At 68.2% G+C, this 23,783-nt stretch carries 27 protein-coding genes and 4 pseudogenes; 21 read left to right on the top strand and 10 right to left on the bottom strand.

Annotated elements, in window-relative coordinates:
- The first annotated feature begins 107 nt into the window (after nucleotides 1–107).
- The 3 genes and pseudogenes from ABD951_RS06470 to ABD951_RS06460 all read left to right on the top strand — a co-directional run.
- Nucleotides 108–266, top strand: a complete 159-nt coding sequence (locus tag ABD951_RS06470) for a hypothetical protein (RefSeq protein ID WP_345342942.1) — start codon at nucleotides 108–110, stop codon at nucleotides 264–266.
- Between the two features lie 203 nt (nucleotides 267–469).
- Complete coding sequence (locus ABD951_RS06465; RefSeq protein WP_345342941.1) at nucleotides 470–598, top strand: hypothetical protein; 129 nt, start codon at nucleotides 470–472, stop codon at nucleotides 596–598.
- Nucleotides 599–922: 324 nt separating this feature from the next.
- A pseudogene (locus ABD951_RS06460) lies at nucleotides 923–1,195 on the top strand (response regulator transcription factor); the annotation flags it as partial.
- An 868-nt stretch (nucleotides 1,196–2,063) separates the two neighbouring features.
- Here ABD951_RS06460 and ABD951_RS06455 read toward each other — a convergent pair.
- Together ABD951_RS06455 and ABD951_RS06450 are read right to left on the bottom strand one after the other, a co-directional pair.
- A complete protein-coding gene (locus ABD951_RS06455) occupies nucleotides 2,064–3,017 on the bottom strand; it encodes a phospholipase D-like domain-containing protein (RefSeq protein WP_345342940.1) in 954 nt (317 codons plus the stop codon).
- A 37-nt stretch (nucleotides 3,018–3,054) separates the two neighbouring features.
- On the bottom strand, nucleotides 3,055–3,405 hold the full coding sequence (locus ABD951_RS06450; protein WP_345342939.1) for a hypothetical protein: 351 nt from the start codon (nucleotides 3,403–3,405) through the stop codon (nucleotides 3,055–3,057).
- Nucleotides 3,406–3,579: 174 nt separating this feature from the next.
- Here ABD951_RS06450 and ABD951_RS06445 point away from each other — a divergent pair, with 174 nt between their 5' ends.
- The 11 genes from ABD951_RS06445 to ABD951_RS06395 all read left to right on the top strand — a co-directional run bounded on the left by ABD951_RS06445 (nucleotide 3,580) and on the right by ABD951_RS06395 (nucleotide 14,386).
- The gene (locus ABD951_RS06445) at nucleotides 3,580–4,731 is read left to right on the top strand and encodes an acyl-CoA dehydrogenase family protein (RefSeq protein ID WP_345342938.1); all 1,152 of its coding nucleotides are present in this window, start codon (nucleotides 3,580–3,582) and stop codon (nucleotides 4,729–4,731) included.
- Nucleotides 4,732–5,043: 312 nt separating this feature from the next.
- A complete protein-coding gene (locus ABD951_RS06440) occupies nucleotides 5,044–5,838 on the top strand; it encodes an enoyl-CoA hydratase-related protein (protein ID WP_345342937.1) in 795 nt (264 codons plus the stop codon).
- A 39-nt stretch (nucleotides 5,839–5,877) separates the two neighbouring features.
- The gene (locus ABD951_RS06435; RefSeq protein ID WP_345342936.1) at nucleotides 5,878–6,609 is read left to right on the top strand and encodes an SDR family NAD(P)-dependent oxidoreductase; all 732 of its coding nucleotides are present in this window, start codon (nucleotides 5,878–5,880) and stop codon (nucleotides 6,607–6,609) included.
- A 31-nt stretch (nucleotides 6,610–6,640) separates the two neighbouring features.
- Nucleotides 6,641–8,311 (top strand): class I adenylate-forming enzyme family protein, encoded by a 1,671-nt coding sequence (locus ABD951_RS06430; protein ID WP_345342935.1) that lies wholly within the window; start codon nucleotides 6,641–6,643, stop codon nucleotides 8,309–8,311.
- Nucleotides 8,308–9,498 (top strand): acyl-CoA dehydrogenase family protein, encoded by a 1,191-nt coding sequence (locus tag ABD951_RS06425; protein ID WP_345342934.1) that lies wholly within the window; start codon nucleotides 8,308–8,310, stop codon nucleotides 9,496–9,498. Before ABD951_RS06430 ends, ABD951_RS06425 begins: the two co-directional genes overlap by 4 nt.
- Nucleotides 9,499–9,514: 16 nt before the next feature.
- A complete protein-coding gene (locus ABD951_RS06420; RefSeq protein WP_345342933.1) occupies nucleotides 9,515–10,663 on the top strand; it encodes an acyl-CoA dehydrogenase family protein in 1,149 nt (382 codons plus the stop codon).
- Between the two features lie 31 nt (nucleotides 10,664–10,694).
- Complete coding sequence (locus ABD951_RS06415) at nucleotides 10,695–11,357, top strand: TetR/AcrR family transcriptional regulator (protein ID WP_345342932.1); 663 nt, start codon at nucleotides 10,695–10,697, stop codon at nucleotides 11,355–11,357.
- Nucleotides 11,358–11,360: 3 nt separating this feature from the next.
- The gene (locus tag ABD951_RS06410; RefSeq protein ID WP_345342931.1) at nucleotides 11,361–12,113 is read left to right on the top strand and encodes an enoyl-CoA hydratase/isomerase family protein; all 753 of its coding nucleotides are present in this window, start codon (nucleotides 11,361–11,363) and stop codon (nucleotides 12,111–12,113) included.
- A gap of 94 nt (nucleotides 12,114–12,207) precedes the next feature.
- Nucleotides 12,208–12,870 (top strand): TetR/AcrR family transcriptional regulator, encoded by a 663-nt coding sequence (locus ABD951_RS06405; protein WP_345342930.1) that lies wholly within the window; start codon nucleotides 12,208–12,210, stop codon nucleotides 12,868–12,870.
- Between the two features lie 177 nt (nucleotides 12,871–13,047).
- Entirely contained in the window at nucleotides 13,048–13,326 is a 279-nt protein-coding gene (locus ABD951_RS06400; protein ID WP_345342929.1) for a hypothetical protein, read from the top strand.
- Between the two features lie 889 nt (nucleotides 13,327–14,215).
- Nucleotides 14,216–14,386, top strand: a complete 171-nt coding sequence (locus tag ABD951_RS06395) for a hypothetical protein (protein ID WP_345342928.1) — start codon at nucleotides 14,216–14,218, stop codon at nucleotides 14,384–14,386.
- A gap of 737 nt (nucleotides 14,387–15,123) precedes the next feature.
- On the opposite strand, the gene ABD951_RS06390 is transcribed toward ABD951_RS06395, so the two are convergent.
- Nucleotides 15,124–15,555, bottom strand: a complete 432-nt coding sequence (locus tag ABD951_RS06390; protein ID WP_345342927.1) for a MarR family winged helix-turn-helix transcriptional regulator — start codon at nucleotides 15,553–15,555, stop codon at nucleotides 15,124–15,126.
- Between the two features lie 21 nt (nucleotides 15,556–15,576).
- Between ABD951_RS06390 and ABD951_RS06385 the strand changes: the two genes are divergently transcribed.
- On the top strand, nucleotides 15,577–15,705 hold the full coding sequence (locus ABD951_RS06385) for a hypothetical protein (protein WP_345342926.1): 129 nt from the start codon (nucleotides 15,577–15,579) through the stop codon (nucleotides 15,703–15,705).
- A 479-nt stretch (nucleotides 15,706–16,184) separates the two neighbouring features.
- Here ABD951_RS06385 and ABD951_RS06380 read toward each other — a convergent pair whose 3' ends face one another.
- The 5 genes from ABD951_RS06380 to ABD951_RS06360 all read right to left on the bottom strand — a co-directional run bounded on the left by ABD951_RS06380 (nucleotide 16,185) and on the right by ABD951_RS06360 (nucleotide 20,201).
- Nucleotides 16,185–16,937, bottom strand: a complete 753-nt coding sequence (locus tag ABD951_RS06380) for an RES domain-containing protein (RefSeq protein ID WP_345342925.1) — start codon at nucleotides 16,935–16,937, stop codon at nucleotides 16,185–16,187.
- The gene (locus ABD951_RS06375; protein ID WP_345342924.1) at nucleotides 16,934–17,326 is read right to left on the bottom strand and encodes a hypothetical protein; all 393 of its coding nucleotides are present in this window, start codon (nucleotides 17,324–17,326) and stop codon (nucleotides 16,934–16,936) included. Before ABD951_RS06375 ends, ABD951_RS06380 begins: the two co-directional genes overlap by 4 nt.
- 303 nt (nucleotides 17,327–17,629) lie before the next feature.
- Nucleotides 17,630–18,169, bottom strand: a complete 540-nt coding sequence (locus tag ABD951_RS06370; RefSeq protein ID WP_345342923.1) for a TetR/AcrR family transcriptional regulator — start codon at nucleotides 18,167–18,169, stop codon at nucleotides 17,630–17,632.
- Nucleotides 18,166–19,167 carry an MFS transporter gene (locus ABD951_RS06365; protein ID WP_345342944.1) on the bottom strand — a complete coding sequence of 334 codons (1,002 nt, stop codon included), beginning with the start codon at nucleotides 19,165–19,167 and terminating at the stop codon, nucleotides 18,166–18,168. The genes ABD951_RS06370 and ABD951_RS06365 overlap by 4 nt, the downstream gene beginning before the upstream one ends.
- A gap of 32 nt (nucleotides 19,168–19,199) precedes the next feature.
- On the bottom strand, nucleotides 19,200–20,201 hold the full coding sequence (locus tag ABD951_RS06360) for an MFS transporter (protein ID WP_345342943.1): 1,002 nt from the start codon (nucleotides 20,199–20,201) through the stop codon (nucleotides 19,200–19,202).
- Nucleotides 20,202–20,642: 441 nt separating this feature from the next.
- Between ABD951_RS06360 and ABD951_RS06355 the strand changes: the two are divergent.
- Nucleotides 20,643–21,072 (top strand): annotated as a pseudogene (locus ABD951_RS06355) (excalibur calcium-binding domain-containing protein); the annotation flags it as partial.
- Nucleotides 21,073–21,302: 230 nt separating this feature from the next.
- Nucleotides 21,303–21,506, top strand: coding sequence for a hypothetical protein (locus ABD951_RS06350; RefSeq protein WP_345342922.1), 204 nt, complete (start codon nucleotides 21,303–21,305; stop codon nucleotides 21,504–21,506).
- Nucleotides 21,507–21,555: 49 nt separating this feature from the next.
- On the opposite strand, the gene ABD951_RS06345 is transcribed toward ABD951_RS06350, so the two are convergent.
- Nucleotides 21,556–21,918: a histone-like nucleoid-structuring protein Lsr2 gene (locus tag ABD951_RS06345; protein ID WP_345342921.1), complete on the bottom strand. Its 363-nt coding sequence runs from the start codon at nucleotides 21,916–21,918 to the stop codon at nucleotides 21,556–21,558.
- A gap of 271 nt (nucleotides 21,919–22,189) precedes the next feature.
- Here ABD951_RS06345 and ABD951_RS06340 point away from each other — a divergent pair, with 271 nt between their 5' ends.
- The gene (locus ABD951_RS06340) at nucleotides 22,190–22,522 is read left to right on the top strand and encodes a hypothetical protein (RefSeq protein WP_345342920.1); all 333 of its coding nucleotides are present in this window, start codon (nucleotides 22,190–22,192) and stop codon (nucleotides 22,520–22,522) included.
- 136 nt (nucleotides 22,523–22,658) lie between these two features.
- Nucleotides 22,659–22,787 (top strand): hypothetical protein, encoded by a 129-nt coding sequence (locus tag ABD951_RS06335; protein ID WP_345342919.1) that lies wholly within the window; start codon nucleotides 22,659–22,661, stop codon nucleotides 22,785–22,787.
- 154 nt (nucleotides 22,788–22,941) lie between these two features.
- On the opposite strand, the gene ABD951_RS06330 is transcribed toward ABD951_RS06335, so the two are convergent.
- The gene (locus tag ABD951_RS06330; RefSeq protein ID WP_345342945.1) at nucleotides 22,942–23,130 is read right to left on the bottom strand and encodes a hypothetical protein; all 189 of its coding nucleotides are present in this window, start codon (nucleotides 23,128–23,130) and stop codon (nucleotides 22,942–22,944) included.
- Between ABD951_RS06330 and ABD951_RS06325 the strand changes: the two are divergent.
- Nucleotides 23,050–23,217: pseudogene (locus ABD951_RS06325) on the top strand (class I SAM-dependent methyltransferase); the annotation flags it as partial. The gene ABD951_RS06330 and the pseudogene ABD951_RS06325 overlap by 81 nt on opposite strands.
- 160 nt (nucleotides 23,218–23,377) lie before the next feature.
- Nucleotides 23,378–23,783, top strand: a pseudogene (locus ABD951_RS06320) (hypothetical protein); the annotation flags it as partial.

The raw sequence follows: 23,783 nt of genomic DNA, 5'->3' as shown, positions 1-23,783 counted from the left end.
CGCGATTTCGTCGCGGACGGAATCGCCGACGATGCCGTCGACCGCATCCACCGCGGTGAGATCGACGACGTGCGCTGGCCTGGTCGGGTCTGTTCACCAACCTCGTCGTGGCGAGCGCAGCGCACGCCTGGCGACGCGATCCGCGTTCCCTGCTGGACGCCCTGCTGGGGGCGGCCGACGAGGTCACCGTCAGACGCGTCGATGCCGCCTGGAACGCGCTGGACACGGCTGCGCGGCTCAGTTCCGCCGCGGCCGTCAACGAGTGAGAGAGCAACCGTCGAACTCACCGGCCCGACGCGCCGCCCGTCACACGCGCGGTGCCGCCCCGACGCGGCAACGGGTTCCCTCCACCGGACAGGTGCACGGCGAACGCCGTAGCCCTGCCCACCACCGCCTCGCCCCCACAGACGGTCGAGGCTCCGAGACCACGGCACCGTGCCGATGGATTCCGAACAAGGGAAGAAGAAAAATGGGTTCCTCCGATTCAGACCTCGCAATGATCAAGAAGATCCAGCCGGTCGTCAGCGGCCTCGGCACCGTCATCGGTGGCGTCGGTGCGGCACTGGGAGTGGTCGCCGCGCTGGCCGCATTCAGCTGACCGAGCAGGTGGGGCCGGGGGAGCGCGGCGTTCGCTCTGCGGTCGTGGCCAGTGCGCCGCCGGCGGCGATCGCGTCGCGTCGGGGACCGGGTGGGGTCCCCGGCGCGGCTGCTTCCGGTGCATCGGGGCCGGGCCGGAGCCCGGGGCCGCATGGTGAGCAGGCCCCGGTTGCTGCATCCTGGGAGAGTCAGCCCCGGCCCCGTCGGGGTGGTCGAGACGTCCTCGATCGCGGGGTGCGTGACACGCCCGGGCGAGATCCCTGTGGTGCCGAGCGATGTGCCCTCGCTCGGGGTCCCGGACATCGCACCGTCGATAGCGACGCGGCTCGACTTCGATGCCGCTATCGCCTACGCGCTGGGCGAGCCGCCCCCTTCCCCGTCAACAGCCGCGGGTCCGTCGGCGAAAGCGACCAAACGCGAGCGTGAGGTCGCCGAACTGATCGCCGAGCGACTGACCAACAAGGAGATCGCCGCCCGCCTGACGATCTCGCCCCGCACCGCACAGGGGCACGTCGAACATCTCCTGACCAAGCTGGGATTCGCCTCCCGCGCACAGATTGCCGCGTGGATCACGCAAGCACGGAACGAGAACTCCTGAGACACCGGCATGGCGCCGTTTCCCACCTCGACGCAGGCCAGGTCGGCACCTGTCTGTGCGGGACATAGCATCGTCCAGAACCGTTCCCCGCATTGGGAGGAGGAAACCACCCTCCCTGCGGATTCCTACCAGAGTTGGAGAATCAGCGGCCGACACGAGACCTACCTGGCCGTCGCCGGACCGCTATCCGGCCACCCGTGGGGGACTTTCCATGGCCACGGACGGGCCCCGCGAGGCACCGTGGGCCGACGCGCTCGAGGCGTGTGACGGGCTGTGTCATTGGTCCAGCCCGCGCGTGTAGCTGGCGCCGCAGCCGACGGGCCGTCGCGACGAGCTTGTGCTCACGTGCCGTGAGGGCCGCGCCGTCGCTGTCGCCGCAGCAGTTCGCAGAAACTCTTCGACCCAGGCAAGTTCGGCCGGAGCCCCGCGCTGACGGTGCTCAACAGGTCTGCGCCCGCGACTGACCCTTCTTACGGCTCTCATCTCTGCCCGCGGGGAGGTGTTCACATACCGCACGGACATCGAAAACGGGAAACTCCAAGTTGTGGGGTGGGATTTGCAGTCGTCCCGACACGGTTACCGCCGACGACTCCGGCGCCGCCGAAGTGGCGCCGCCGGAGCCTGGTGCGGTGCACCGCCCCCTCTGGAGCGCACCAAGATCAAACTGTACGGCGATCAACCCGACGGCACCCATCAGAGAAGTGTCCTGCCGGCTCGACCCCTGGTGTCGAGGGCGAGCGGGGCGGCGCCGAGGGCGCTTGTCGCCAGGCTCTGGACCGGCCGTCGTCACGCCCCGATGAGGCCGTCAAGGCCCGGAGGTGTTGACGCTTCCGTGAGTGTCGTCGTGTCAGCGGTCCGCGAACGTTGGTCAGAGGTTCCAGAGTCGTAGCAGCGCGGAGCGAAGGCTGGGGGAGACGATTCGGTGGTCGGCGCGGAGTCTGGGGTTGGGGTGACCGAGGTCGGCGAGTCGCGTCTCGGCTTCCGGTACTGGCAGCGGTTCCAGATCCGCTCGGGTGCGCAGCAGGTATGCGACCGCGTGAGGGCTGTGTGGAATCGAGATGGGGTCGGAGTCGACGACCGCGGGCGGGTGAATCCATGTGTTGTCGGCGGTGACCTGGAGGAGGACGTCGCCGCGTTCGAGCTGGCCCTGGTTCCTGCTGTCGGGTCTGTCGATTCGGAACCACTCGGTCGGGTGTTCCGCGGTCGGTCCCGTTGTTGTGAGGCTCGTGTGTGCTGCCCAGGTCAGTGACTCGTCGGGGTCCGGTTGATGGTCGGTGGTGTGCCACACGAACATCCGATCGACGGGGGTCGGTAGGAGATCGTTTCTGGCGCGTTGCCGCCGGCCGATTCCCTGCAGTGGGACGGCTCGGCCGATTGCCCAGATGGCTGTGGCGTTGTCGATGAACACCTCGTCGACGACGGTGGTTTGGTCGATGTTGTCGATGAATGTGCGGGCGGACGCGACTGTTTCGGGGTCGTCGGTGATGATCACGGCCTCGTCGGCGAGGGTGGAGCTGCGCGATGCGCTTGCGGATCCGACGATCGCCTGCTTGGTGGTGGTGATGACGTTGGCGTGCAGGTTCGGTGAGGACAGCACCCGCACCCCCTTCGCTACGAAGTGGGCGAGGGCGGTGGGGGAGGTGGCGTGTGCGCGCACTGCGGCGCGGGCGGCGTTGACGATCAGGAGGTCACCGGCGCGGAGCGGGAGCAGATCGGGGGCGTCGGTGCCCAGGTAGGCGATGGCCGCGTATCTGGGCCCTTTCGTGTGGAGCGCGGCGGTGATGTGCGGCCATGGGCTTGGCCCGTGGAACGTGGTCCCCATACAGGGAACGGTAGTCGGATGTGGTCTCCCTGACGTCTCAGCTGCGCAGCTCAACGTACGTGATCGCTGCACCGCGTCGCACGGCCGCGAAGAACGGCCGGCCGCTGCTGTCGCCAGCGTCCCTAGACCAGGAGTACCGCTCGGATCCGGCCGGGTCATCGTTGAGAACGACACCCACACGACCGTGCGACGCAGATCGAAGGTCGCGCACGAACTCGGACCCCACCTTCTCGAGCACTCGTTCGACGACGTGCTGCTTGGTGAAGATCACCGTCGCCAGTTCGACGCTGCACAGGCGGAGCAGCCAGGGCTCATCGCCGGGAGTGTTGGTCCACTCGAACAGATGGCCTTCACAGGTTGGGACAACGGCCGAGTTGCGCGGAGGCATCAGGCGAGTCCGCGATTTGCCAGAACCAGGCTCGGGCCGCGGGACCCTTGACACGGATTGCAAAACGAACCTACATTCACTAGAGGTGAATGACCATTCATTCTGGTTGTTCGATCTCGTACCCCCGACGCACCCCGGCCCGAATCGCACGTGTGGTGCCCCGAAGGAGTCCTCATGGATCTGACGCTGACGGAGGAACAGCGGAGCTTCCGGCAACTGGCCCGCGACTTCCTCGACAAGGAGGTCGTCCCGCACCGCGCGGCCTGGGATCGCGCGGAGTCGGTGGACATCTCGATCGTCCCGAAGCTCGCCGATATCGGGTTCTTCGGGATGACCATCCCGGAGGAGTACGGCGGACTCGGCGGCGACTACATCACCTACTGCATCGGGATGGAGGAACTCGGTCGCGCCGACTCCGCGGTCCGCGGCATCGTGTCGGTGTCGATGGGGCTGGTGGGCAAGGTGATTCTCTCCCATGGCACCGAGGATCAGAGGCGCGAGTGGCTGCCGCGCATCGCCACCGGCGAGGTCCTCGCGTGCTTCGGCCTCACCGAGCCCGACAACGGTTCGGACCCGGGCAATCTCAAGACGCGTGCGGTGCGCAACGGCGACCACTACGTCGTCAACGGGTCTAAGATCTTCATCACCAACGGCACGTGGGCGAACCTGTGTCTCGTGTTCGCGCGCACCGGAGGTCCAGGCCCGAAGGGTGTGTCCGCCTTCCTCGTGCCCACCGACACGCCGGGCTTCGAAGCGCGGGAGATTCACGGCAAACTCGGGCTGCGGGGACAGGCGACCGCGGAGTTGTACTTCACCGACATGAAGGTCCCGGTGAGCGCGATGCTCGGCGGCGAGGGGGAGGGCTTCTCGATCGCGATGCACTCGCTCGACAAGGGTCGGGTCTCGGTCGGCGCCGGGTGTGTCGGCATCGTCCAGGGCTGCCTCGAGGCCGCGGTCGACTACGCGAAGAACCGCAAGCAGTTCGATCGGCCCATCGCGTCGTACCAGATGATCCAGGACATGATCGCGGACATGTCTGTCGATGCCGATGCCGGCCGATTGTTGACGTGGCGTGCCGCCGACTTGATCGAGCGCGGCGAGCCATTCGGCACGGCCGCCTCGAAGGCGAAGTACTTCTGCAGCGAGGCGGCGGTGCGGGCCGCCAACAGTGCGATTCAGGTCTTCGGTGGCTACGGCTACGTCGACGAGTACCCCGTCGCGAAGTACATGCGTGACGCCCGGGTGATGACGTTGTACGAGGGCACGAGCCAGATCCAGAAGCTGCTGATCGGTCGGGTCGAGACCGGGATCAGCGCCTTTCTCTGACCCCCACGAGTTCGAAGGGCCCGGGTATCTCCTCGATACCCGGGCCCTTCGCTGTTCGATCGCCCCGACGAGGTGTGGACTTCGTGTCGCGTCTCGGGTTCCGTTGTCCTGTCGATGTATTCGGCGTCCGCCTCGGTCTTCGCGGGCGTACCGACTGCCTCGGTTCCGGTGTGTCATGTCGAGGGAATCCAGTCCTTGTGACCCTTGACACAACCGGGGTGTGAATGTACGTTCATAACCAGTGAATGACTATTCACTATATGTGAAGAGACATTCAATTCTCTTTCCCATTCGCGATCACGAGGAGTCATCATGAGCGTCTTCGAGGACATCACCTACGAGATCGACGGCCCCGCCGCTGTCATCACGATCGACCGCCCCCACCGCTACAACGCCTTCCGAGGCAAGACCGTCGAGGAACTGATCAAGGCCTTCCGCGCCGCCTGGGCCGACAGCCGCGTTTCCGCGATCATCCTCACCGGCGCCGGCGAGAAGGCGTTCTGCACCGGCGGCGACGTCAAGCAGCGCGCCGAGACCGGCGACTACGGCCCCACCGAGAGCGGAATGTTCGAAATCGGCAACCTGCACAAGCTGATTCGCGACATCACGAAGCCGGTCATCGCGGCGGTCAACGGGGTCGCCGTCGGCGGCGGCCACGTCCTGCACGTGCTGTGCGACCTCACGATCGCTTCGGAGAACGCCAGGTTCGGACAGGCCGGACCCAAGGTGGGCTCCTTCGACGCCGGCTTCGGCTCCGCGTTCCTCGCCCGCGTCGTCGGCGAGAAGCGGGCCCGGGAGATCTGGTACCTGTGCCGCCAGTACGACGCCGCCACCGCCGAGCGCTGGGGCCTGGTCAACTGGGTCGTCCCCCAGGACAAGCTGCTCGAGGAGGCCAAGGCGATCGCCGCCGAGATCGCGGAGAAGAGCCCGACCGCGATCAAGTTCCTCAAGCAGTCCTTCAACGCCGACACCGACCACCAGGCCGGTCTGAGCAATCTCGCGATGTCCGCACTCGACCTGTTCGGCAAGTCGGACGAGGGTCTCGAGGGCGCCAAGGCGTTCGCCGAGAAGCGCCCCGCCGACTTCGCCAAGTTCGTCAAGGCCTGAACCTTCCCGACTTCGCTCCCGATCCGAGAGGACTGCACCATGAGCAACATCGCACTGGTCACCGGCGCCGGTTCCGGAATCGGCAAGGCCATCGCACTCGCCTTCGCCGCACAGGGCGACCGTGTCGTCGCCGCCGACCTCGACCTCGCGGCGGCCGAAGCCACCGCCAAGGAATGCCCCGAGCTGATCACAGCGCTGCCCGTCGATGTCGCCGATCGCACCCAGGTCGACGAACTGCGCGACCGCGCCCACGCCGAGGTGGGCGTACCCACTGTGGTCGTCAACGCCGCCGGCTGGGACCGGACCGATCAATTTCTCAACGCGACAACGCAATTCGCGGAGAAGGTCGTCGCGATCAACTACCTCGGCCCGGTACACGTGTGCAGTGCCTTCCTGCCCGGCATCATCGAGGCCGGCACCGGTGGCCGCGTGATCAACCTCGCGTCCGACGCGGGCCGGGTCGGCAGCTCCGGCGAATCCATCTACGCCGGTGCCAAGGGCGGCGTCATCGCGCTCACCAAGTCCCTCGCCCGCGAGATGGCCCGTCACGGCATCAGCGTCAACTGCGTGTGCCCCGGTCCCACCGACACCCCGCTGTTCCAGGCGCAGGACGAGAAGCTCAAGGCCGCCCTGATCAAGGCGATCCCGTTCCGGCGGCTCGCCCGGCCCGACGAGGTCGCCGCACCGGTCCTGTTCTTCGCCTCCGAGGCCGCGTCGTTCATCACCGGTCAGGTGATCAGCGTCAGCGGCGGCCTCACCATGGCCGGCTGACGCCGGACACGAGTGTGGGAGGACGTCAGAGATGACCGCGTCGTACAACGCCCGGGCCTACCGGGAGTACTTCGAGAACGACTTCACGTACCTCAACGGATTCCGGCGCAACACCACGCGTTACGCGAACCGCGTCGCCGTGACCGATCCCGATACCGGCCGGCAATGGACCTACGCGGAGCTGGGGGAGCGGGTAGACCGGATCGCCACCGGCCTGGCGGACGCGGGCGTGCGCGCCGGCGACGTCGTCGCCTACCAGCTGTTCAACGGCATCGAGTTCGCCGAGCTCTATCTCGCCGTCCAGGCCGTCGGCGCGGTGGGCTCACCGGTGAACTTCCGGCTCGCCGCGGGCGAGATCGCGTTGGCGCTCGACACCAGTACCCCGAAAGTGTTCGTGTACGACACCGACCTCACGCCAGGCGTGCAGGGGGCGCTCGCCCGCGCGTCGCACACTCCCGCGGTGCTGGTGTCCGTCGGCGACGGCGAGCCGGTCGCCGCCCGCGGCGTCACCGTTGTCCGGTACCGGGATCTGCCGGCCGAGCGGGTCGCGCTGCCGCCGGTGCGCCGGACGGTGTGGGACGAGACCACCCGCCTCTACACCTCAGGCACGACCGGGATGCCCAAGGGCGTGCCGCTCAACAGCATGATCGAGATCTTCAGCGCGCACGACGTGATCATGCACTTCCCGCTTGGCCCCGAGGACAAGACGCTGAACATGACACCGTGGTTCCACCGCGGCGGCCTGTACTCCGGCGGCCCCAACCCGACGTTCTACATCGGCGCCCAGGTGGTGCCGCTGCGAACGTTCGACGCCGACCGCGTCCTCGATCTCGTCGAGGAGCACGGTCTGACGTTCCTCATCGGTGCCCCCACCAACCTCGCGATGCTGGCCTCCGCACAAGAACAGCGCCCGCGCAACCTGTCCTCCCTCCGCGGCATCGTGACGATGGGTGCCCCGCTGGAGAAGGAGGCGGCACTGCGCTACCAGCAGGTCCTCAATCCGCGGATCTTCAACGGTTACGGCAGCACCGAGGGGTTCTGGAACACCTTCCTGCGCCCAGCCGACCTCCCCGCGCACGCCGGCACCGCCGGGCGGGCATGCACCGACGACGACGTCCGGGTCGTGCGCGTCTACCCGGACCGGCTCGCCGACGCCGACGACGTCGTCGCCCACGACGGTGAGGAAGTCGGCGAGGTGATCGTCCGTTCCCCCAAGTGCGCCAACGCCTACTTCGACTCACCCGACCAGGAGAAGTCCAAGTTCCACCACGGCTGGTTGCACATCGGTGACCTCGCCACCTGGGATGCCGAGGAGTTCGTCACCATCGTCGGCCGCAAGGACGACATGCTGATCTCCGGTGGCGAGAACGTCCACCCGGTCCAGGTGGAGGAGGTGCTCAACGAGCATCCCGCCGTGGTGGACTCGCTCGTGGTCGGCGTTCCCGACGAACGGTGGGGACGGATCGTCGTCGCCTATGTCGTCACCGACGACCCCACGCTGTCCGCGGACCGGCTCGACGAGCACTGCCGGGAACACCCCATGCTGTCGTCGTTCAAGCGGCCCCGCGCCTACCGGATCGTCGAATCGCTGCCGGTCTCGGCCACCGGTAAGAAGCTGCACTACAAGGCAACCGCCACAGCCGCCGACGAGTTCGCGGCCGGACTGTTCACCGCCCCCACCGACTCGAGGATCACCCGATGAGCACCAAGAGCACATTTCCCGCGTTCGACCCGCTCGACCCGCTGAACATCGACTCGTTGTACTCCGACGACGAGATCGCCGTCCGCGACAGCGTGCGCGGCTTCTGCGCCGAACACGTCACCCCGTACATCGCCGACTGGTTCGAGGTCGGCGACCTGCCGGTGGCCCGTGAACTCGCCAAGGGCTTCGGCCAGCTCGGCGTCCTCGGCATGCACCTCGAGGGCTACGGGTGCGGTGGCTCGTCCGCGGTCCACTACGGCCTGGCCTGCCTCGAACTCGAGGCGGCCGATTCCGGCATCCGCTCCCTCGTGTCCGTGCAGGGCTCACTCGCGATGTTCTCCATCTGGAACAACGGGTCCGAGGAGCAGAAGCGGCGATGGCTGCCGGGAATGGCGGCCGGCGAACTGATCGGCTGCTTCGGGCTCACCGAACCGGACGTCGGTTCGGACCCCGCGGCGATGAAGACCCGCGCCCGCCGGGACGGATCCGACTGGATTCTCACCGGCCGCAAGATGTGGATCACGAACGGTTCCATCGCCGACGTCGCCGTCGTGTGGGCGAACACCGACGAGGGCATCCGCGGGTTCATCGTCCCCACCGACACACCGGGATTCAGCGCCAACACGATCAAGCACAAGCTGTCCCTGCGCGCCTCGGTCACCAGTGAACTCGTCCTCGACGACGTGCGGCTTCCCGCCGACGCGCTGATGCCGGAGGCACGCGGTGTCAAGGCGCCGCTGCAGAGCCTCTCCGAAGCGCGGTACGGCATCGTCTGGGGCGCGATGGGCGCGGCCCGCTCCGCGTGGGAGGCCGCACGAGACTACTCGGTGCAGCGCACCCAGTTCGGCCGACCGATCGGCGGCTTCCAGCTCACCCAGGCCAAGCTCGCCGACATGGCCGTCGAACTGCACAAGGGACAGCTGCTCTCTCTGCACCTCGGCCGATTGAAGGACGGCGTCGGGCTGCGCCCCGAGCAGGTGAGCTTCGGCAAGCTGAACAACACCCGCGAGGCGATCGAGATCTGCCGCACCGCCCGAACCATCCTCGGCGGCAACGGAATATCACTCGAGTACCCGGTTATCCGGCACATGGTGAACCTCGAATCCGTCCTCACCTACGAGGGCACTCCGGAGATGCACCAGCTGGTGCTCGGTCAGGCCTTCACCGGCGAGAACGCCTTCCGCTGACAGGAGTGAGTGAACGATGAACGCACGACTCGAGTACGACACCGAACACCTGCAGTTCCGCGAGATGGTCCGCGACTTCGTCCGGGACAAGATCACGCCGGTACACGAGGACTGGGAGCGGGCGAGCTGCCTCGACCGGTCCCTGTTCACGGAGGCCGGCAAACTCGGTCTGCTCGGCTTCCCCGTCCCCGAGGAGTTCGGCGGCCCAGGCGTCGACGACTTCCGCTACCACGCGATCGTGATCGAGGAGGTCAATCGCGCGGGCAACGCGGCGGCGGGAATCGCCTTCTCACTGCAGAACGACGTGGTGCTGCCGTATCTGGTGGACATGACCACCCCTGAGCAGAAGGCCCGCTGGCTCCCCGGCGTGGTCACCGGCGAAACCGTCCTCGGCATCGCGATGACCGAGCCCGGCACCGGTAGCGACCTGACCGGCATCCGCACCACCGCGGTCCGGGACGGCGACCACTACGTCGTCAACGGCGCGAAGACGTTCATCTCGAACGGGCAGAACGGTGACCTGTTCGTCGTCGCCACGCGCACCTCCGAGGACCCGCACCAGGGGCTGACCCTGCTCGTCGTCGAGGCCGGCACCCCCGGCTTCTCCCGGGGACGCAACCTCGAGAAGATCGGTCTGCACGCACAGGACACCAGCGAGCTGACCTTCACCGACATGCGGGTACCCGTGGCGAACCGGCTCGGCGACGAGGGGCAGGGCTTCTACCAGCTCGTGCACAACCTCCCGCAGGAGAGGCTGTCGCTCGCGATCGGCGCGGTCGCCGCCGCGGAGGGGGTCCTCGCCGAGACCCTCACCTACGTCAAGGAGCGCAAGGCATTCGGCAAGTCGGTCTCGAGCTTCCAGAACACCCAGTTCGTCCTCGCCGAGCTGGCCACCGAACTCGACATCGCCCGCACCTACCTCGAAGACTGCATCGCCGAACACGTCGATGGCACGCTCACCGCCGCCCGCGCGGCCCGGCTCAAGTGGTGGGCCACCGAGCTGCAGGTGCGCGTCGCGGACCGGTGCCTGCAACTGCACGGCGGATACGGGTACATGCGTGAATACGCGGTCGCCCGCGCCTTCGTCGACGCCCGCATCCAGACGATCTACGGCGGCACCACCGAGATCATGAAGACGATCGTCGCCAAGGATCTCGGAATCTGAGCGACCGCCGACGAGCAACGAGGAGGGCGCCGTGTCGGCCGATCCCGGCGAACTGGCGATCGACGAGTTCGTGCGTGCGGTCCGGGCCAACTCCCGACGTCGGCAGATCCTGATGGCCGCGGCCAAGGTCATGCAGAGCACCGGGTTCCACCAGATGTCGATGCAGGCGCTGGCCGACGAGGCCGGCGTCAGCGTCGGCCTGATCTACAAGTACTTCGGGAACAAGGAGGAGATCCTCCTCGCCACCATCACCGGAATCCTCGACGCTTTCCGGGATCAGCTCGAGCCGGCGATGACCGTGGCCGGTGAGGATCCCGTGGAACGCCTGGCCGCGGGCATCCGACGGTTCGTGGAGATCGTCGACGAGAACATCGACGCCGTCGCCCTCACCTACCGCGAGAGCAGAACCCTCGACCGGGCCGGACGGGAAACCCTCAAGCGACTCGAGATCGCCACCTCCGCCCCGCTGCGCGAGGTCCTGACCCTCGGGATCGAGTCCGGCGTGATGAACCCGGTCGACGTCGATCTGATGGTGTTCGACCTCGTGCTGCTCGCCCACGGCTGGGCGCTCAAGCGCTGGCACTTCGGCCGGCTCTACAGCCTCGACGACTACATCCGGCTGCAGACCAGGTTCGCCCTGAACACCGTTCTGCCGCAACATATCCACACCGACTACCGACATCTGCTGGAGTAACTCGTGAGCGTCCTGATCGAACGCGAAGACCACATCGGAATCATCACCCTCGACCGCGCCCCGGCCAACGCCTTCGACGAGGCGCAGACCCAGGCCCTCGCCGACGCCGTCACGGCACTCGGCGAGGACCCCGCGGTGCGGGCCGTCCTGATCCGCAGTGCGCAGCGGATCTTCTGCGGCGGTGCGGACATCGCCATGATGGACTCCTGGAGCACGGCGCCCGACCGGGGAACACGACTGCGTAGGTTCACCGCGGGCCTCCAGGACACGTTCGCTCGCATCGAGGCGTTGCCGAAGCCGTCGGTCGCCGCCCTCGCCGGCGCCGCCACTGGTGGAGGTCTGGAACTCGCGCTCGCCTGCGACTTCCGCGTCGCGGGCGCCTCGGTCACACTCGGTCTGCCGGAGGTGGGTATCGGACTCCTACCCGGCGCGGGAGGCACGCAACGTCTCACCCGGCTCGCCGGCCCGTCCGTGGCACGCCGGATCATCCTCGGCGCCGAACTGGTCACCGGCGTCGAGGCGCGGCGGCTGGGGATCGTGCAGTGGGCGAGCGACGGCGACGTCGAGGCCGAAGCCCGGGCCCTCACCCGCAGGCTCGCGCAGCTTCCGCCGGCCGCGTACGCGGCCGCCAAGCGCTGCATCGTCGCCGCCCGGGGCGACCGGGGATTCGCGCGGGAACTCGACGAGATCGGCACCCTGATAGAGACACCGGAGACCGCGGGTCTGCTGGCCCGGTTCATCGCCCGTGCGCGGTAGTCACGGCACCGACCGCGTCGGGTGCCCGCCACCCGTGATTGAGCCGGCCACTCGGTACTGTGGAGCCGACCGAGCGGCAACGAGGAGCACCACGATGACCACCGACCACGACGCGCTACCCGTGGACGAGGCCGTGCGTGCCGTCCGGACCAGCTCCCGACGTAAGCAGGTGCTCGACGCCGCGGTCCAGGTCATGCAACGGACCGGGTTCCACCAGATGTCGATGCAGGCGCTGGCGGACGAGGCCGGCGTGAGCGTGGGCCTGATCTACAAGTACTTCGGGAACAAGGAGGAGATCCTCCTCTCGACGATCCTCGCCATCCTCAACGCGTTCCGTGACCAGCTCGAACCGGCCATGGACGCGGTCGGCGACGACCCCGTCGAGCGGGTCGCCGCCGGGATTCGGCGGTACGTGGAGATCGTGGACGAGAACCTCGACGCCACGGTCCTCACCTATCGGGAGAGCCGCACCCTCGACTCCGCCGGACGGGCTCGGATCAAGGAACTCGAGGTCGAATCGTCAGCGCCGTTGCGGGCCGCCCTCGACGCCGGGATCGAGGCCGGCGTGATGAACCCCGTCGATGTGGACCTGATGGTCTTCGACATCATGCTGCTCGCGCACGGGTGGGCACTCAAGCACTGGCATTTCGCTGCCGTCTACACCCTCGACGAGTACATCCGGCTCCAGGTGCGCTTCGCGTTGAACACCCTCCTCCCCGCCGAGCGTCGCGAGGGCTACGCCCACTTGCTCCGGTAGTCCAGGGTCAGCCCGGACCGACCCAAATAGGAGCAGACGACGTCATCCGGCTCGTCTTGGACCACGCTGCCCTGAACATTGCGCTATCGGGCTGCGTGACAGCGTGGCTGGCTACTCGTAAGCCCTGTCTGACGGGCCACACCAAATGGGTCGAGAGTGTGGCGTTCAGTCCTGACGGTGGCCGATCTGATGATCCGCCGACCGTCCGACGTCGTCGACTCGCCGGCCGCGGTCGAGGACGCCCTGGTCGGCCCGGTCGTGCTCACAGTCGGCGGCGCCGCCTCTCCGGTACTCACCGACGGTGAGGTGTGCGGCCTGTACGTCAGGGTCGGCGATGTCCGAGATGATCGGACGCCGGGGAAGGTCGCGGATCCGGTGACGCTGTGCTTGATGTTGCTCGCGACGGGGTACGAGCGGGCGGTCACGTTGACGGACGCGGGCGTCGAGGCCGCCTGACCGGGTGCTGCGCCGATGGCGTGGTGCGGTCGCGGTGTGGTCTCGGTGCGCGTCCGTGCCGCTCGCCCGGCCGTACACGGATGCGGTTCACGGTGCGCTCGACACGAGTCTCGACTTCGCCCGCGCCATCCCAGCGGTGCGGGCCGCGGAATCGGGAGCGGCGGGTGCACGCGGCGAGAGCGGTCACCGCTTCCCGCACACATCGGCCCGACCCCACGTCGGCGTCCCGAGTGCGCCGGATCCGGCCGAGGTGGGCGCCGTCGGCGGGCGATGATCCCGATGACGGGAGACGGTGGCCTCAGCGGGGTCAGGACGAACTCGAATTGTCGGCAACTGTTTCCGTTGGTGTGTTCGGGCACGGCTTGGCGTGTCGGCGGGTCAGTTCCCGTCGCGTTTTGCGTCGGTGCTGGGCGCGTTCCTGGTTGACCTAAGCAAATGAGACGCAGTGGACGCGATGAGCGGGAGGTGCGGCACCGCCGGAGCCGATGCCGGGGAGTGAGACCGATGCTCCCCGCCGGCCGAGGCCGCGTTCGGGGAGACGTTCGGCGACCTCGTCCGCTGGGACGCGCCTCGGGCTGCGCAGACTCAGGTCGCGGATGCGGGGTTGTCGCACCGCCTCGGGTGGCCTGTGTTCCTGGGGTACTCGCGAGAGGGTCGACTACCTTCGGCCACCGGCGCTCGCCAGAGGGGTGGGCGGCCTCGACGTTTCGAGGGAGCCGTACAGTGAGTTGCGAGCCACGACCCCGGCGATCTCGGTACGCCAGACGATCGCTATCAGTGATCGAGTCCTTCCACCGCGTGCAAGGACGTCTTCGACAAGGCCGTTTAAGGTCTCGTGCGGGCTTGTATCAGCCTGCTGCCATATGCCGGACGACAAGTAAGGACCACCGTGATCAAGACGACCGATCTGGACGGGCCACTCTTCTCCGACCTGCAGGCCGAGGTTGCCCGCGAGAACAACACGCCCGCAGGAGTATTGGTCAACGGGGGTGCTGCCGAACCCACTCCCGGGACGAGGACCAGCGAGGAAATCCACCGCGCTCTCTTCAGCGCACGCTAGCCATCTGCCGCTACACCTGCACCCGAAAACCGCAGTCCGAGTGGACAATCGCTTCGGCAAGGCCGAAGCGCGCGACGTCAGGGGCTGTGTACGGTTCGTGCAGCAGGCCCGGCCTCATCTCGCGCGGCCTCTCAGGCGGGGCTGCCCAGCCGGTCTCGAGCAGCGCTGCCATCCACAGCCCCACCGCAGGTTCGCCCGCAGCGACCTCCATCGGTTCATCATCTCCGACACCGGAACGGGAGTGACTGCGTGGGTGCGGTCTGTGGACCGGAACCGACATTGCCAGCAGAATTCGTAACCCGCGTTGTCAGCTGTGTCTCCGACGAACGGGCCGACGGGGTGCCACCCGACCCGGACCGTGTCGAGTGGCGGGCGTGGCCACCTCACGCGTCACTGGGTCCATGCGCTCGGCGGAACGGCGGAACGGCGGAACGGCGGAACGGCGGAACGGCGGAACGGCGGAGCGGGGAAGCGGGGAAGCGGGGGAGCGGGGGAGCGGGGGAGTCTACGGGCCCAGCGCAGCCGGTGGATCCGCATCGAATCGACCCCGACGCATCGGGGTTCGGCAAGGTGAGACGGCCGGGTCCTGCGGGCGATCGCAGGCTCAGGTGCTCGGCTCAGGCGTCACAGGCCACAAGGTGAGCGTCGCGGTCACGCTGTCCTCCGCGGCCACACTTCCCGACGATGCAGCCGCCCGCGCCGGTTGCATCGGTGTCGGATTGGCTCCGAAAACCTAGCTAGTCGGAGTTGGTGACCATCCCGCCGATGAGGTCGATCGACCGGCGCAGGACCTCGAGCTGCTCGTCGTCGAGATGGGCGAGCTGATCGGTCATCCACTTCTCCCGCGCGCTCGTCTCGTCGGCGAGCAGCGCGTGACCGGCGTCGGTCAGCGACACGATGATCTGCCGGCCGTCGGTGGGGTGCGGCGTGCGCGCCACCATGCCCGCGTCCGCGAGCGACGCGATGACCCGGGTCATCGACGGTGGTTGCACCCGCTCCTTGGCCGCGATCCCACCGGGCGTCATCGGCCCGTGCTCGTCGAGAAGGGTGAGCACCGACAGCTGCGTCAACGTCACCGGGGAATCCGCCCGGCGGCCGCGGAGATGTCGCGACAGACGCACGACGGCCAGGGACAGATCGCTGGCCAGTGAGCGGGAATCCAAGGTCACGTCCGGAGGATACGGCACCCGATGGCCCCCGGATCCGGCATCGCACCGCGGGACCACCCGTGGCCACCGGACGGCGGAATTGGACTGGCCGCTGATCTGGCCGGTCACCGGCAGATGTTCGGCAGCGGGCGCCGGCTGCACGTCCGTTGAGCCGCGTCTCGGGAGACGACCTGGTGAGCATCCAAGGCCGTTTACCGCGGTAAACCAGTCGGCACAAGTCGGATTCCCTCGCAACGCATCTGTCGCTCGCTGCCGGCCGGCCACGCTGAGGCAGAACGCGGCGGCTCGGCGCCCCGCTGTGGTGACAGGCGTCGTCCGTATCCGGGAGCGAGCGGCGTAGGTCTTGGAGCAGGCGGGTGCGGGCCGGTGTCATTGCGCCGCGTCGCCAGCTACCCGAGGCGCGATCGAGTACGGCCAAGTCGAGGCTAGTGGCGCTGATCTCGCCGGGGAACCGTCCGACAACCGGTCGTCGTTCGACCGTCACCGGCCGATGCCCGTTGCGCGAGCCAGCCGCGGCGTCCGGGCAGGCAGCGGCGCATTGGTGCGTTCCGCGACTGCGCCGGCTGCGCCACCCGACGAATTCGGGCGGTGCAGGGGCGATGTGTCGTGTCAATGTCGTCGGGGCCGGTCTACGGCGCCCACTGCAGTCGGTGGATCCGCATCGCCTCGACCAGGTCGGGGTCGTCGCGGCGAACCGGGTCCGTCCTCATCGGGGTCAGGCGAGGAGAGATAGCCGGGTCCAGCGGTCGCTCGTAGACTGCCCACAGGTCCAAGCCGTCGCCATGGCGGGACTGGAACTGCACGCCGGCGACGTCATCTCCGTCCGGGGTCTGCTGCAGGTAGAGCCATCCGGAGATCGCCTGTGTCAACGCGCGGGGTCGGCTGTCTCGGACGGCCGCGGCATCGACGTCGGCCAGCCCGTGATGGAGCGCCAGCGACAGGAACCTCGACCGCAGCGTGGGCAGGGACTCGTGGTGACCCGGTAGCGCGTACCAGCCCGTGACCGCTCCGGTGGCGACCGCTCTCGGCTCGCACCAGCTCTTCGGGAGCGCACCGGCGGACGCGGTGGGGTGTGCGGCCGCGTCGTCGGGGTCCTCGTCGATGTCGGCGAGGGCGAGGGCGAGCCTCGGGTCGGCTCGCGCGAAGGCGAGGACTTCGAGGTAGCAGGCCAGGCGGCTCGCGCCGACGTAGAGGGTGCGCCAGTTCCCGTCGGGGTCGTCCCAGCGACCGTTGAAGCGGCCGTCCTCTGCGTACTGCCAGGGCGTCCACGCCCACGGGTTCGGGGCGTAGCCGACACGGTGGATCAGCTCGCCGCCCAGGTGTGTGCAGTGCAGGGGTCCGGCGCTGGTGTCGATGCTCTGGCTCTGACCAGGGTTGGTCATCCGAGTGACGCGAAGTGTCGGGCGGCTGCGAGCACCTGCCGGCCGACGTCGTCGAGGTCTCCTTCGCGAAGCAGCCAGGCCGGGGAGCGGTCGTCGAGGGCCGGATTCAGGCCCAGGAACCACACCTGCGCGACCTCGGGGCTGTCGCTCTCGGTGATCATCCGGGCGGCACGGTAGGCGATCCGGAGACGTTCGAGGTCCGTGGCGGAAGCGATCGACCGGGTTCCGTCGGCCCACTGGCGGACGGCCCGGGTCTCCTTGACCCCGCCGAGGTACGCGACGAGTTTCGCGCCGAGCAGGTCCCGCAGTGCGCCGACCAGTTGTGCGGTGTTCATCCTGGCGACCTCGGCGTAGGCGGCCAGGTCGGGTCGTGGGTCTGCGACGGTCATGTCGTCCACCTCCTGAACACAGGATAGATCACATGTGGAATCACCGGTAGGAAACCGATGGTGGCGTAGGTCGACCGGCCCCGTGCCACCTTTGGTCCGACATGACTCAGGCCCGCGAGATCGACGTGCTCGAAGGCACGCCGGGGTGGTCACTGCATGAACGACACAGAGCTACAACAGGACTGCCCTCACCCTCATGGAAGTCGTCGCCTGTACCCACAGTGTGCCCGGCGACCTCCGATGGCGCGGTGGAGTGCGGGTGACCCCGACGCTGCCGTGCGACACCGGCGGCACCGACTCGGCTCAGTGATCGTCGATGATCTGCTGCACGATGGCGCCGTATCGAGCGATCAGGTCGGTGGCGGGTACGTCGGCGAGGGCCCCGAAGGTGCGGATGCCGGTGGCCAATCCGAGCAGCGCGCACACCACGTACTGGGTGCGGCGCAGTTCCGGTGAGGTGTCGCCGATCTGTTGGGCGACGAAGGTGACGTATCGGTTCCGGGTGTCCTCCCGCGCGGATTCGGGGTCGGGGGAGTCCTGGATCAGGAACGAGGCCATCGCCCACGGGTCGGAGGCGTCGGTGTCGCGCCGGTCGACGATGCGCCGCACCATTCGGTATCCGGGCGGCTCGTCGGGGAGGTTGTCGTCGATCTGCGGATCGCGCGGTGCCGCGGCGACGTACAGTTCGGCCTTCGAGCCCATGGTCTTGATGACCATCGCGGGGGAGTATCCGGCGTGTTCGGCGATCTCACGGACGGTGGGCGCGCTGTAGCCGTGTTCGGCGAACAGTTCGCGGGCCGCGTCGATGATGGCCTGTCGGGTGCTGCGGACCGCGGATGTCACGGCACTACCACCGGGACGCAGGCTGGGCGCAGGTCGAGGTCGATGGTGGCGCAGGCGCCGATGACGGCGACCTGCCGGGTCGCGGCGTCCTCCCGGACCGGGTCGAGGGCGGTCAGGATGTACCGGCCGGTGGAAGGCAGGGGCAGGTCGAACCGGCCGTCGGTGTCGCTGAAGGTCGAGGAAACGAATTCGCCTGTCGGTTTGGTCAGCGCGACCAGTCCACCGGGCAGCGCTGGGCCACCGCTGCGCAGCTGCCCGGAGATGTTCAGGCGCTGACGCATCGTGATCCGGTGGGTGCTGGTGGCGACGGCGAAGTCGACCACCTCGGAGTGCGGGGTCCACCCGTCGGCGCTGGTGATCACCAGATAGGGGCCGGGGGCGGGCAGCACCAGCGAGAACCGGCCCTCGTTGCCTGCACGGCTCCAGTCGACGGGTTCGCCCCGGGTGTCGAGCAGGCTGATCACCGCCTGCCGGACGGGGAGGCCCGCCTCGTCGATCACCGTGCCGCTGACGAGGATCTCGGTGCCGGGCGAGTCCGCGGCTTCCTCGGCGAACGCCCGGGTGGCCTGGGCACCGGGCTGCTCGGTGTCGGCGCGCCGCGCCGTGGCGGTGGCCGAGGACTCCGGCTGCCGCGGGATGGCGAGCGCGACGCCGGCGGCAAGCAGGCTGAACAGGGCGGTTGCCGCGTACGCGGTCTCGAACGCGGCGAGGCGCGGCAGCCCCACCGACGGCCCGTGTTCGACCGCCATCGTGGTGAGGATCGCGGCGACGAAGGCACTGGAGGTGGACGTGCCGATCGACCGCAGCAGTGAGTTCAGTCCGTTGGCGGAGGCGGTCTCGGTGATCGGTACCGACCGCATGATGAGCATCGGCATCGCTGCGTAGGCGATCGCGGTGCCGATGCTCACCAGCGTCGCCCCGATGACGATCACCGGGACGGAGCCGGTGAGGATCACTCGCGACAGGTAGGCGACGGCCATCACGAGCGCGCCGGTGATCAGGGTGATCCGCGGCCCGAACCGATTTGTGATCAGCGCCGAGACGGGGAGAAGACCACCATCGCCACACCGGTGGGGATCATCGCGATGCCTGCGGCGAACACCGTCATCTCGAAGCCGTACCCGGAAATCCGCGGCATCTGGAGTTGTTGGGTGGTCAGCAGCATGTTGGCGTACATCGCGAAGCCGACGAGCACCGACGCGATGTTGGTCGCCAGCACCGGTCGGCGCGCCGAGGTCCGCAGATCCACCAGGGGGCGACCGACCCGCAACTCGTGCGGGAACCACAATGCGAAAATCAGTACGCTGGCCCCGAACAGCAGCAGTGTCGGTTTGCTGGTCCAGCCCCAGGTGCCGCCCTTGGTGATGCCCACCAGCAAGGTGCTCAGCCCGCCGGACAGCAGGATCGCGCCCAGGTGGTCGAAGCGACCGGGGGTGCGTACCGACGATTCCGGGACGATCAGCGCCACCGCGACGAACATGACGACACCGACGCCGGCGGGCACCCAGAAGGTGCCCTGCCAGCCCAGGTGAGCGTCGACGAACCCGGCCAGCGGCAGTGCCAACGCGGCGCCGATGCCGAGGGTGGCGCTCATCAGCGAGGTTGCCCCCGCCACGCGGGCTTTCGGTAGCTCGTCGCGCATGATGGAGATGCCGATGGGGATCAACGCGACGGAGAATCCCTGCAGCCCGCGTCCGATCACGGCCGCAGTGAAGGTGCTGCCGGCGGCCGCGACGAGCGAGCCGACGATCATCGCCGTCAGCGAGATCAGCAGCATTCGGCGTTTGCCGAACATGTCTGCCAGGCGGGAGATGATCGGGGTGCCGACGGCCCCGGTGAGCAGGGTGATGGTGATCAGCCAGGAGCTGTCGTCGTGGCTGACCCCGAAGATCGCCGGGAATTCGGGGAGCAGTGGCACCACCATCGTCTGCAGCAAGGAGACGGCGGTACCGGTCAGGCACAGGACCGCGGTGATCGCCGCGGTCCTGCTCGGTCGTCTGGTCGCGGTCTCGTCCGCGATCAGCTGGGTCACAGTTGTCAAAGGCTCAATCCTTATGCGCTACAAGGGTAAATGTGTGTTCACTTCATGTAGTGAACCATTGTTTACTGTGAGACGCTAAACAAGTGGAGGGTGTAGCCTTCGCCCGCGCGGCGCGGCGCCCCTTGCCGGCGTCACATGACGATCGTTCGAGGAGACCTCCCGGGTCACGCGTAGCGCAGCAAACTCACATGAGCCGACGCAGGTTTCGGCCCTCGCCGCTCCGTCATTCGAAAAGATGAAACTCCGGGTACCACCTGGTCTGCCGCTGTGCGGGTAGCAGCATGCGGAAGCATCGCCTGTCAGCCGCCCGAATCACCCGATTCCATCTGATGTGGAGTTGTTCGCTCGTGTCCAGTCCGGCCCGTCGTCTCGCCCGACCTATTCGAGCGGGCTCGATCGCACTCGCGGGCGGGCTCTTCCTGGCCGGCTGCAGGGGAGGAGCAGCTCGACGAGCAGACTCGCCGCGACTTCGCGAACGGCCCTCGCAACCTTCAACCGGTCGACGGCCCAATCAACCACCCGAAGGGCGACGGGGACGCGGCGACGTGGTTGCCGCCGAACAAGACCTTCCGCTGCACCTACGTCGCCCGCCAGGTCGAGGTCAAAGGCCGCCTACAACCTGTGGGTGACGCAGGCCGAGGAAGGACGCCATCGCCAGGGTTCAGCCGATTGCCCCTCCGCCACCGTCTCCGCGGTGGTGGCGCCGCCGCCTGCGCCTGCGCCGGCGGCGGTGCCGCGATCGAGCGTCACCTATGCGAACTGTGCGGCGGTCCGGGCCGCGGGGGCGGCGCCGCTGTACGCCGGCCAGCCCGGCTACAGCTCGAAACTCGACCGAGACGGCGACGGCATCGCCTGCGAATAGCTACCACCCAAGCTGCCGAAAGGAGACCGGGCACTAGGAGAAACCCGGCCGCGAACTGCTCGACTTACCGGGCCCTCACACCGTGCTGCTGGCGGTGGTAGCCCGCACAGTCGCCGGGCTGGTCATCGCCTCCGAAATCGCCGCTGCGGCCGCTGCCGCCGGGCTCGATCGTGAGAGCATTGTGCAGTCCGGCCGCGAGGCGACCGCCCCTGATCACCGACTGGTCGCTGATGGTCGAACGCACCGCCACCGACCACACGGCTTCCGTTCTCGTCGTGGCGATGCCGGAGGAGGCAATACACCGCGCCCTGCGCGAGCTGGAGCGCGCGACCATGCACCTCGACGCCGGTGACGCCCTACTTGACGGCGGTGACCCGGACCGGTTCCACGCGGCCCTGGATGACTACAACACCGCCCTACGCGGCGAACTCTGAACACCCGACCCGGCGAGCCCGCCCCGAGCCGCGGGCCACGCAAGCAGCTTCAGGATGTGTGGGCCGAGTTGTACAGCTCGACGATGCCGGCGGCGATCCGGCCCCGGGCGGACACCGGGTGTCCGTGGCGCCGTGCCCAGTCGCGGATAGCTGCGGCCTGGTTTCGATCAATCACCGTCCTCGCCCGAGCCGCGGTCGGTGCGGGCTTCGACGTCGGTGCGGTGGTGCCGCGGCCGGGGGTTCGGCGGGCGTGTGCAACCCACACTGCCAGGTCGTCCCGCAATCGGGCGGCATTGTGGGAGGTCAGGTCGATCTCGTAACCGGTGCCGTCGAGGGAGAACTCGACGGTCTGGTCGGCCTCGGACTCCGAGTCCACATCGTCGACGACCCTGACCGTGACCTTGCGTGCCATCAGGCGGATTCCCCCTCACTCATTCGAAACATCAACCGCGCTCGACGCGCCCACGAGAATGGTGGCGGGTGTGCTTTCCTCGGCTGGTGAACATATCCACACGATGACGACAGCCTGCATTTCCCTCGGTGCCGGCGCACCGAGTGCCGAGCGGTGTGCACACTACCTCAGAATTGTCGGTGGGCAGCAAAGTCGTTCCCGTCACAAATTGGGCTCACTGTTGGTATCCCGGGCCGCGGAATCCGGTGGCAGCGCTGTACATTGCGGAAACATGATCAACGCAGGACGCCATGTGGTCACGTTCACGATAGAGGCGCACGAGGACACCCCCGCCACCGAACTCGACCTCCGTGCCGAGAACGAATGGGATCGCCTATTCGCCGCCAGCGACCACGCCGGCCGGGTCCGCATTCCGCGGCCGGTGTCGAGCCACCCGCACCCGAGCAGCGAGCGCGTCGTCGTCCACACCTACGAAGCCGTCATGTGGGATGCGCCCGCCGAGCCGTTGGACCGAATCCACACCGCCCGCCGGAGCCAGGACAGTTGGAGCGGAGGAGAGGAGGCCCTGTCAATTCGGGTCGGGGGAGGGCGGCATCGAATGTGAACTCGGCATTTCCGCCGCGAACCGAATCCGGGCCCCGTACACGCATCTGCCGACCTTCCATCCTCTCGGCCTGCTGGGGGGCGACGACCCCAGTTTCCAGCCTGCCCGCGTCGCGGCCGTCGCCGTCGCTGCGGCATTGCTGTTCCCTCGTGCGCCCGCCACCGTGCACCTCGACGCCGGTGTCATCCCGCTCGATGGTGGCGACCCGGACCTGCTACGCGCGGGCCTGGGCGACAACATCACTGCTCTCCTCGGCGAACTCTGACCAGCAGAGACGTCGGCGCCATCATGGTCGGGACCGGAGGAGCCGAGCGGCAGTACGTCCTGAGCGAGGAACCACCTGTCAGCCTTGGTGGGGCGAGGAAAATGAGGACGATGGTCGACATCTATGAGGTACCCGCAGGAGAGCCCGCCTGGCGTCATTCCTCCAGGCGCAGCACACCACGCAGATCGCCCGGCGCGGCGAGTTGATCGACGCACGCGACCGCCCGGCCCTGATCGCATCGAGCGACGACGAGACGGTCGGGGTGCTGATCTACAGCCGGGTGGCGGCGGCCCTGGAACGAACCGGATTCGAGATCCGGGACCGTGAGGCGCTGCGCGAACACTACCGCGTGACGCTGAGGCACTGGGTGGCGAACCTGCAGGGGTCCTGGGACGAGGCGGTGCGCCTGGCCGGTACCGGGCGGGCCCGCACCTGGCTGCGCTACCTCGCGGCCAGCGCGGTGGCGTTCGAGCGGGGTCGGATCACGATCACGCCGTGCTCGCGGTGCACCCCGGCGACCACGGCGCGAGCGGGATGCCCCGCACCCGTGAGGAGTGGCTGCGTGGCGTCGGCTGAGAGGGGACGGTGGCATGGCGGGTGGCGCGGACCAGACGAACCGGAGGACGTCGGCGCCCGACACGGTCCGGCGCCGGGCCGGATCGGCGGCGGCCGGTCGGCGGCGCCTCGGATCTGTCTGTCTGCCCGCCGTCGTGCTCGTGGTGGTTGTCGTCGTGACGGTCCGGCCCCTCGGTGGGCCGCGGGTGTGGGTGTACGTGGTCGCGGTCGCGGCCCTGTTCGTCTCTCGCGGGCTGTGGCTCGGCAGGCCGGTCACCGGCCGTCACGCCGTGATCGCGGGAGTGCTCCTGGTTGGGTCGCCGCTGATCGTGGCCACCGGTCACGACACGATCGCGTGGGTCGCCCTGGCCGCGACCGGGGTCGCTCTGGTCTGGCCGACCTCGGAGCGTCCGCACCCGGAGTTGCTCCCCGTCGTGGCCG

It is taken from the genome of Rhodococcus olei, from assembly GCF_039540555.1.
Taxonomy (GTDB): Bacteria; Actinomycetota; Actinomycetes; order Mycobacteriales; family Mycobacteriaceae; genus Rhodococcus_G; species Rhodococcus_G olei.
This window is presented reverse-complemented; position numbering and strand designations above follow the sequence as displayed.

Excerpts from the sequence above, each read along its gene's own strand:
- ABD951_RS06450 (WP_345342939.1), bottom strand. The coding sequence starts at position 3,405 with ATGCCTCCGCGCAACTCGGCCGTTGTCCCAACCTGTGAAGGCCATCTG.
- ABD951_RS06445 (WP_345342938.1), top strand. The coding sequence starts at position 3,580 with ATGGATCTGACGCTGACGGAGGAACAGCGGAGCTTCCGGCAACTGGCC.
- ABD951_RS06385 (WP_345342926.1), top strand. The coding sequence starts at position 15,577 with ATGGCCCCCGGATCCGGCATCGCACCGCGGGACCACCCGTGGCCACCG.
- ABD951_RS06435 (WP_345342936.1), top strand. The coding sequence starts at position 5,878 with ATGAGCAACATCGCACTGGTCACCGGCGCCGGTTCCGGAATCGGCAAG.
- ABD951_RS06430 (WP_345342935.1), top strand. The coding sequence starts at position 6,641 with ATGACCGCGTCGTACAACGCCCGGGCCTACCGGGAGTACTTCGAGAAC.
- ABD951_RS06465 (WP_345342941.1), top strand. The coding sequence starts at position 470 with ATGGGTTCCTCCGATTCAGACCTCGCAATGATCAAGAAGATCCAGCCG.
- ABD951_RS06340 (WP_345342920.1), top strand. The coding sequence starts at position 22,190 with ATGATCAACGCAGGACGCCATGTGGTCACGTTCACGATAGAGGCGCAC.
- ABD951_RS06380 (WP_345342925.1), bottom strand. The coding sequence starts at position 16,937 with ATGACCAACCCTGGTCAGAGCCAGAGCATCGACACCAGCGCCGGACCC.
- ABD951_RS06420 (WP_345342933.1), top strand. The coding sequence starts at position 9,515 with ATGAACGCACGACTCGAGTACGACACCGAACACCTGCAGTTCCGCGAG.
- ABD951_RS06425 (WP_345342934.1), top strand. The coding sequence starts at position 8,308 with ATGAGCACCAAGAGCACATTTCCCGCGTTCGACCCGCTCGACCCGCTG.
- ABD951_RS06405 (WP_345342930.1), top strand. The coding sequence starts at position 12,208 with ATGACCACCGACCACGACGCGCTACCCGTGGACGAGGCCGTGCGTGCC.
- ABD951_RS06345 (WP_345342921.1), bottom strand. The coding sequence starts at position 21,918 with ATGGCACGCAAGGTCACGGTCAGGGTCGTCGACGATGTGGACTCGGAG.
- ABD951_RS06375 (WP_345342924.1), bottom strand. The coding sequence starts at position 17,326 with ATGACCGTCGCAGACCCACGACCCGACCTGGCCGCCTACGCCGAGGTC.
- ABD951_RS06350 (WP_345342922.1), top strand. The coding sequence starts at position 21,303 with ATGGTCGAACGCACCGCCACCGACCACACGGCTTCCGTTCTCGTCGTG.
- ABD951_RS06440 (WP_345342937.1), top strand. The coding sequence starts at position 5,044 with ATGAGCGTCTTCGAGGACATCACCTACGAGATCGACGGCCCCGCCGCT.
- ABD951_RS06455 (WP_345342940.1), bottom strand. The coding sequence starts at position 3,017 with ATGGGGACCACGTTCCACGGGCCAAGCCCATGGCCGCACATCACCGCC.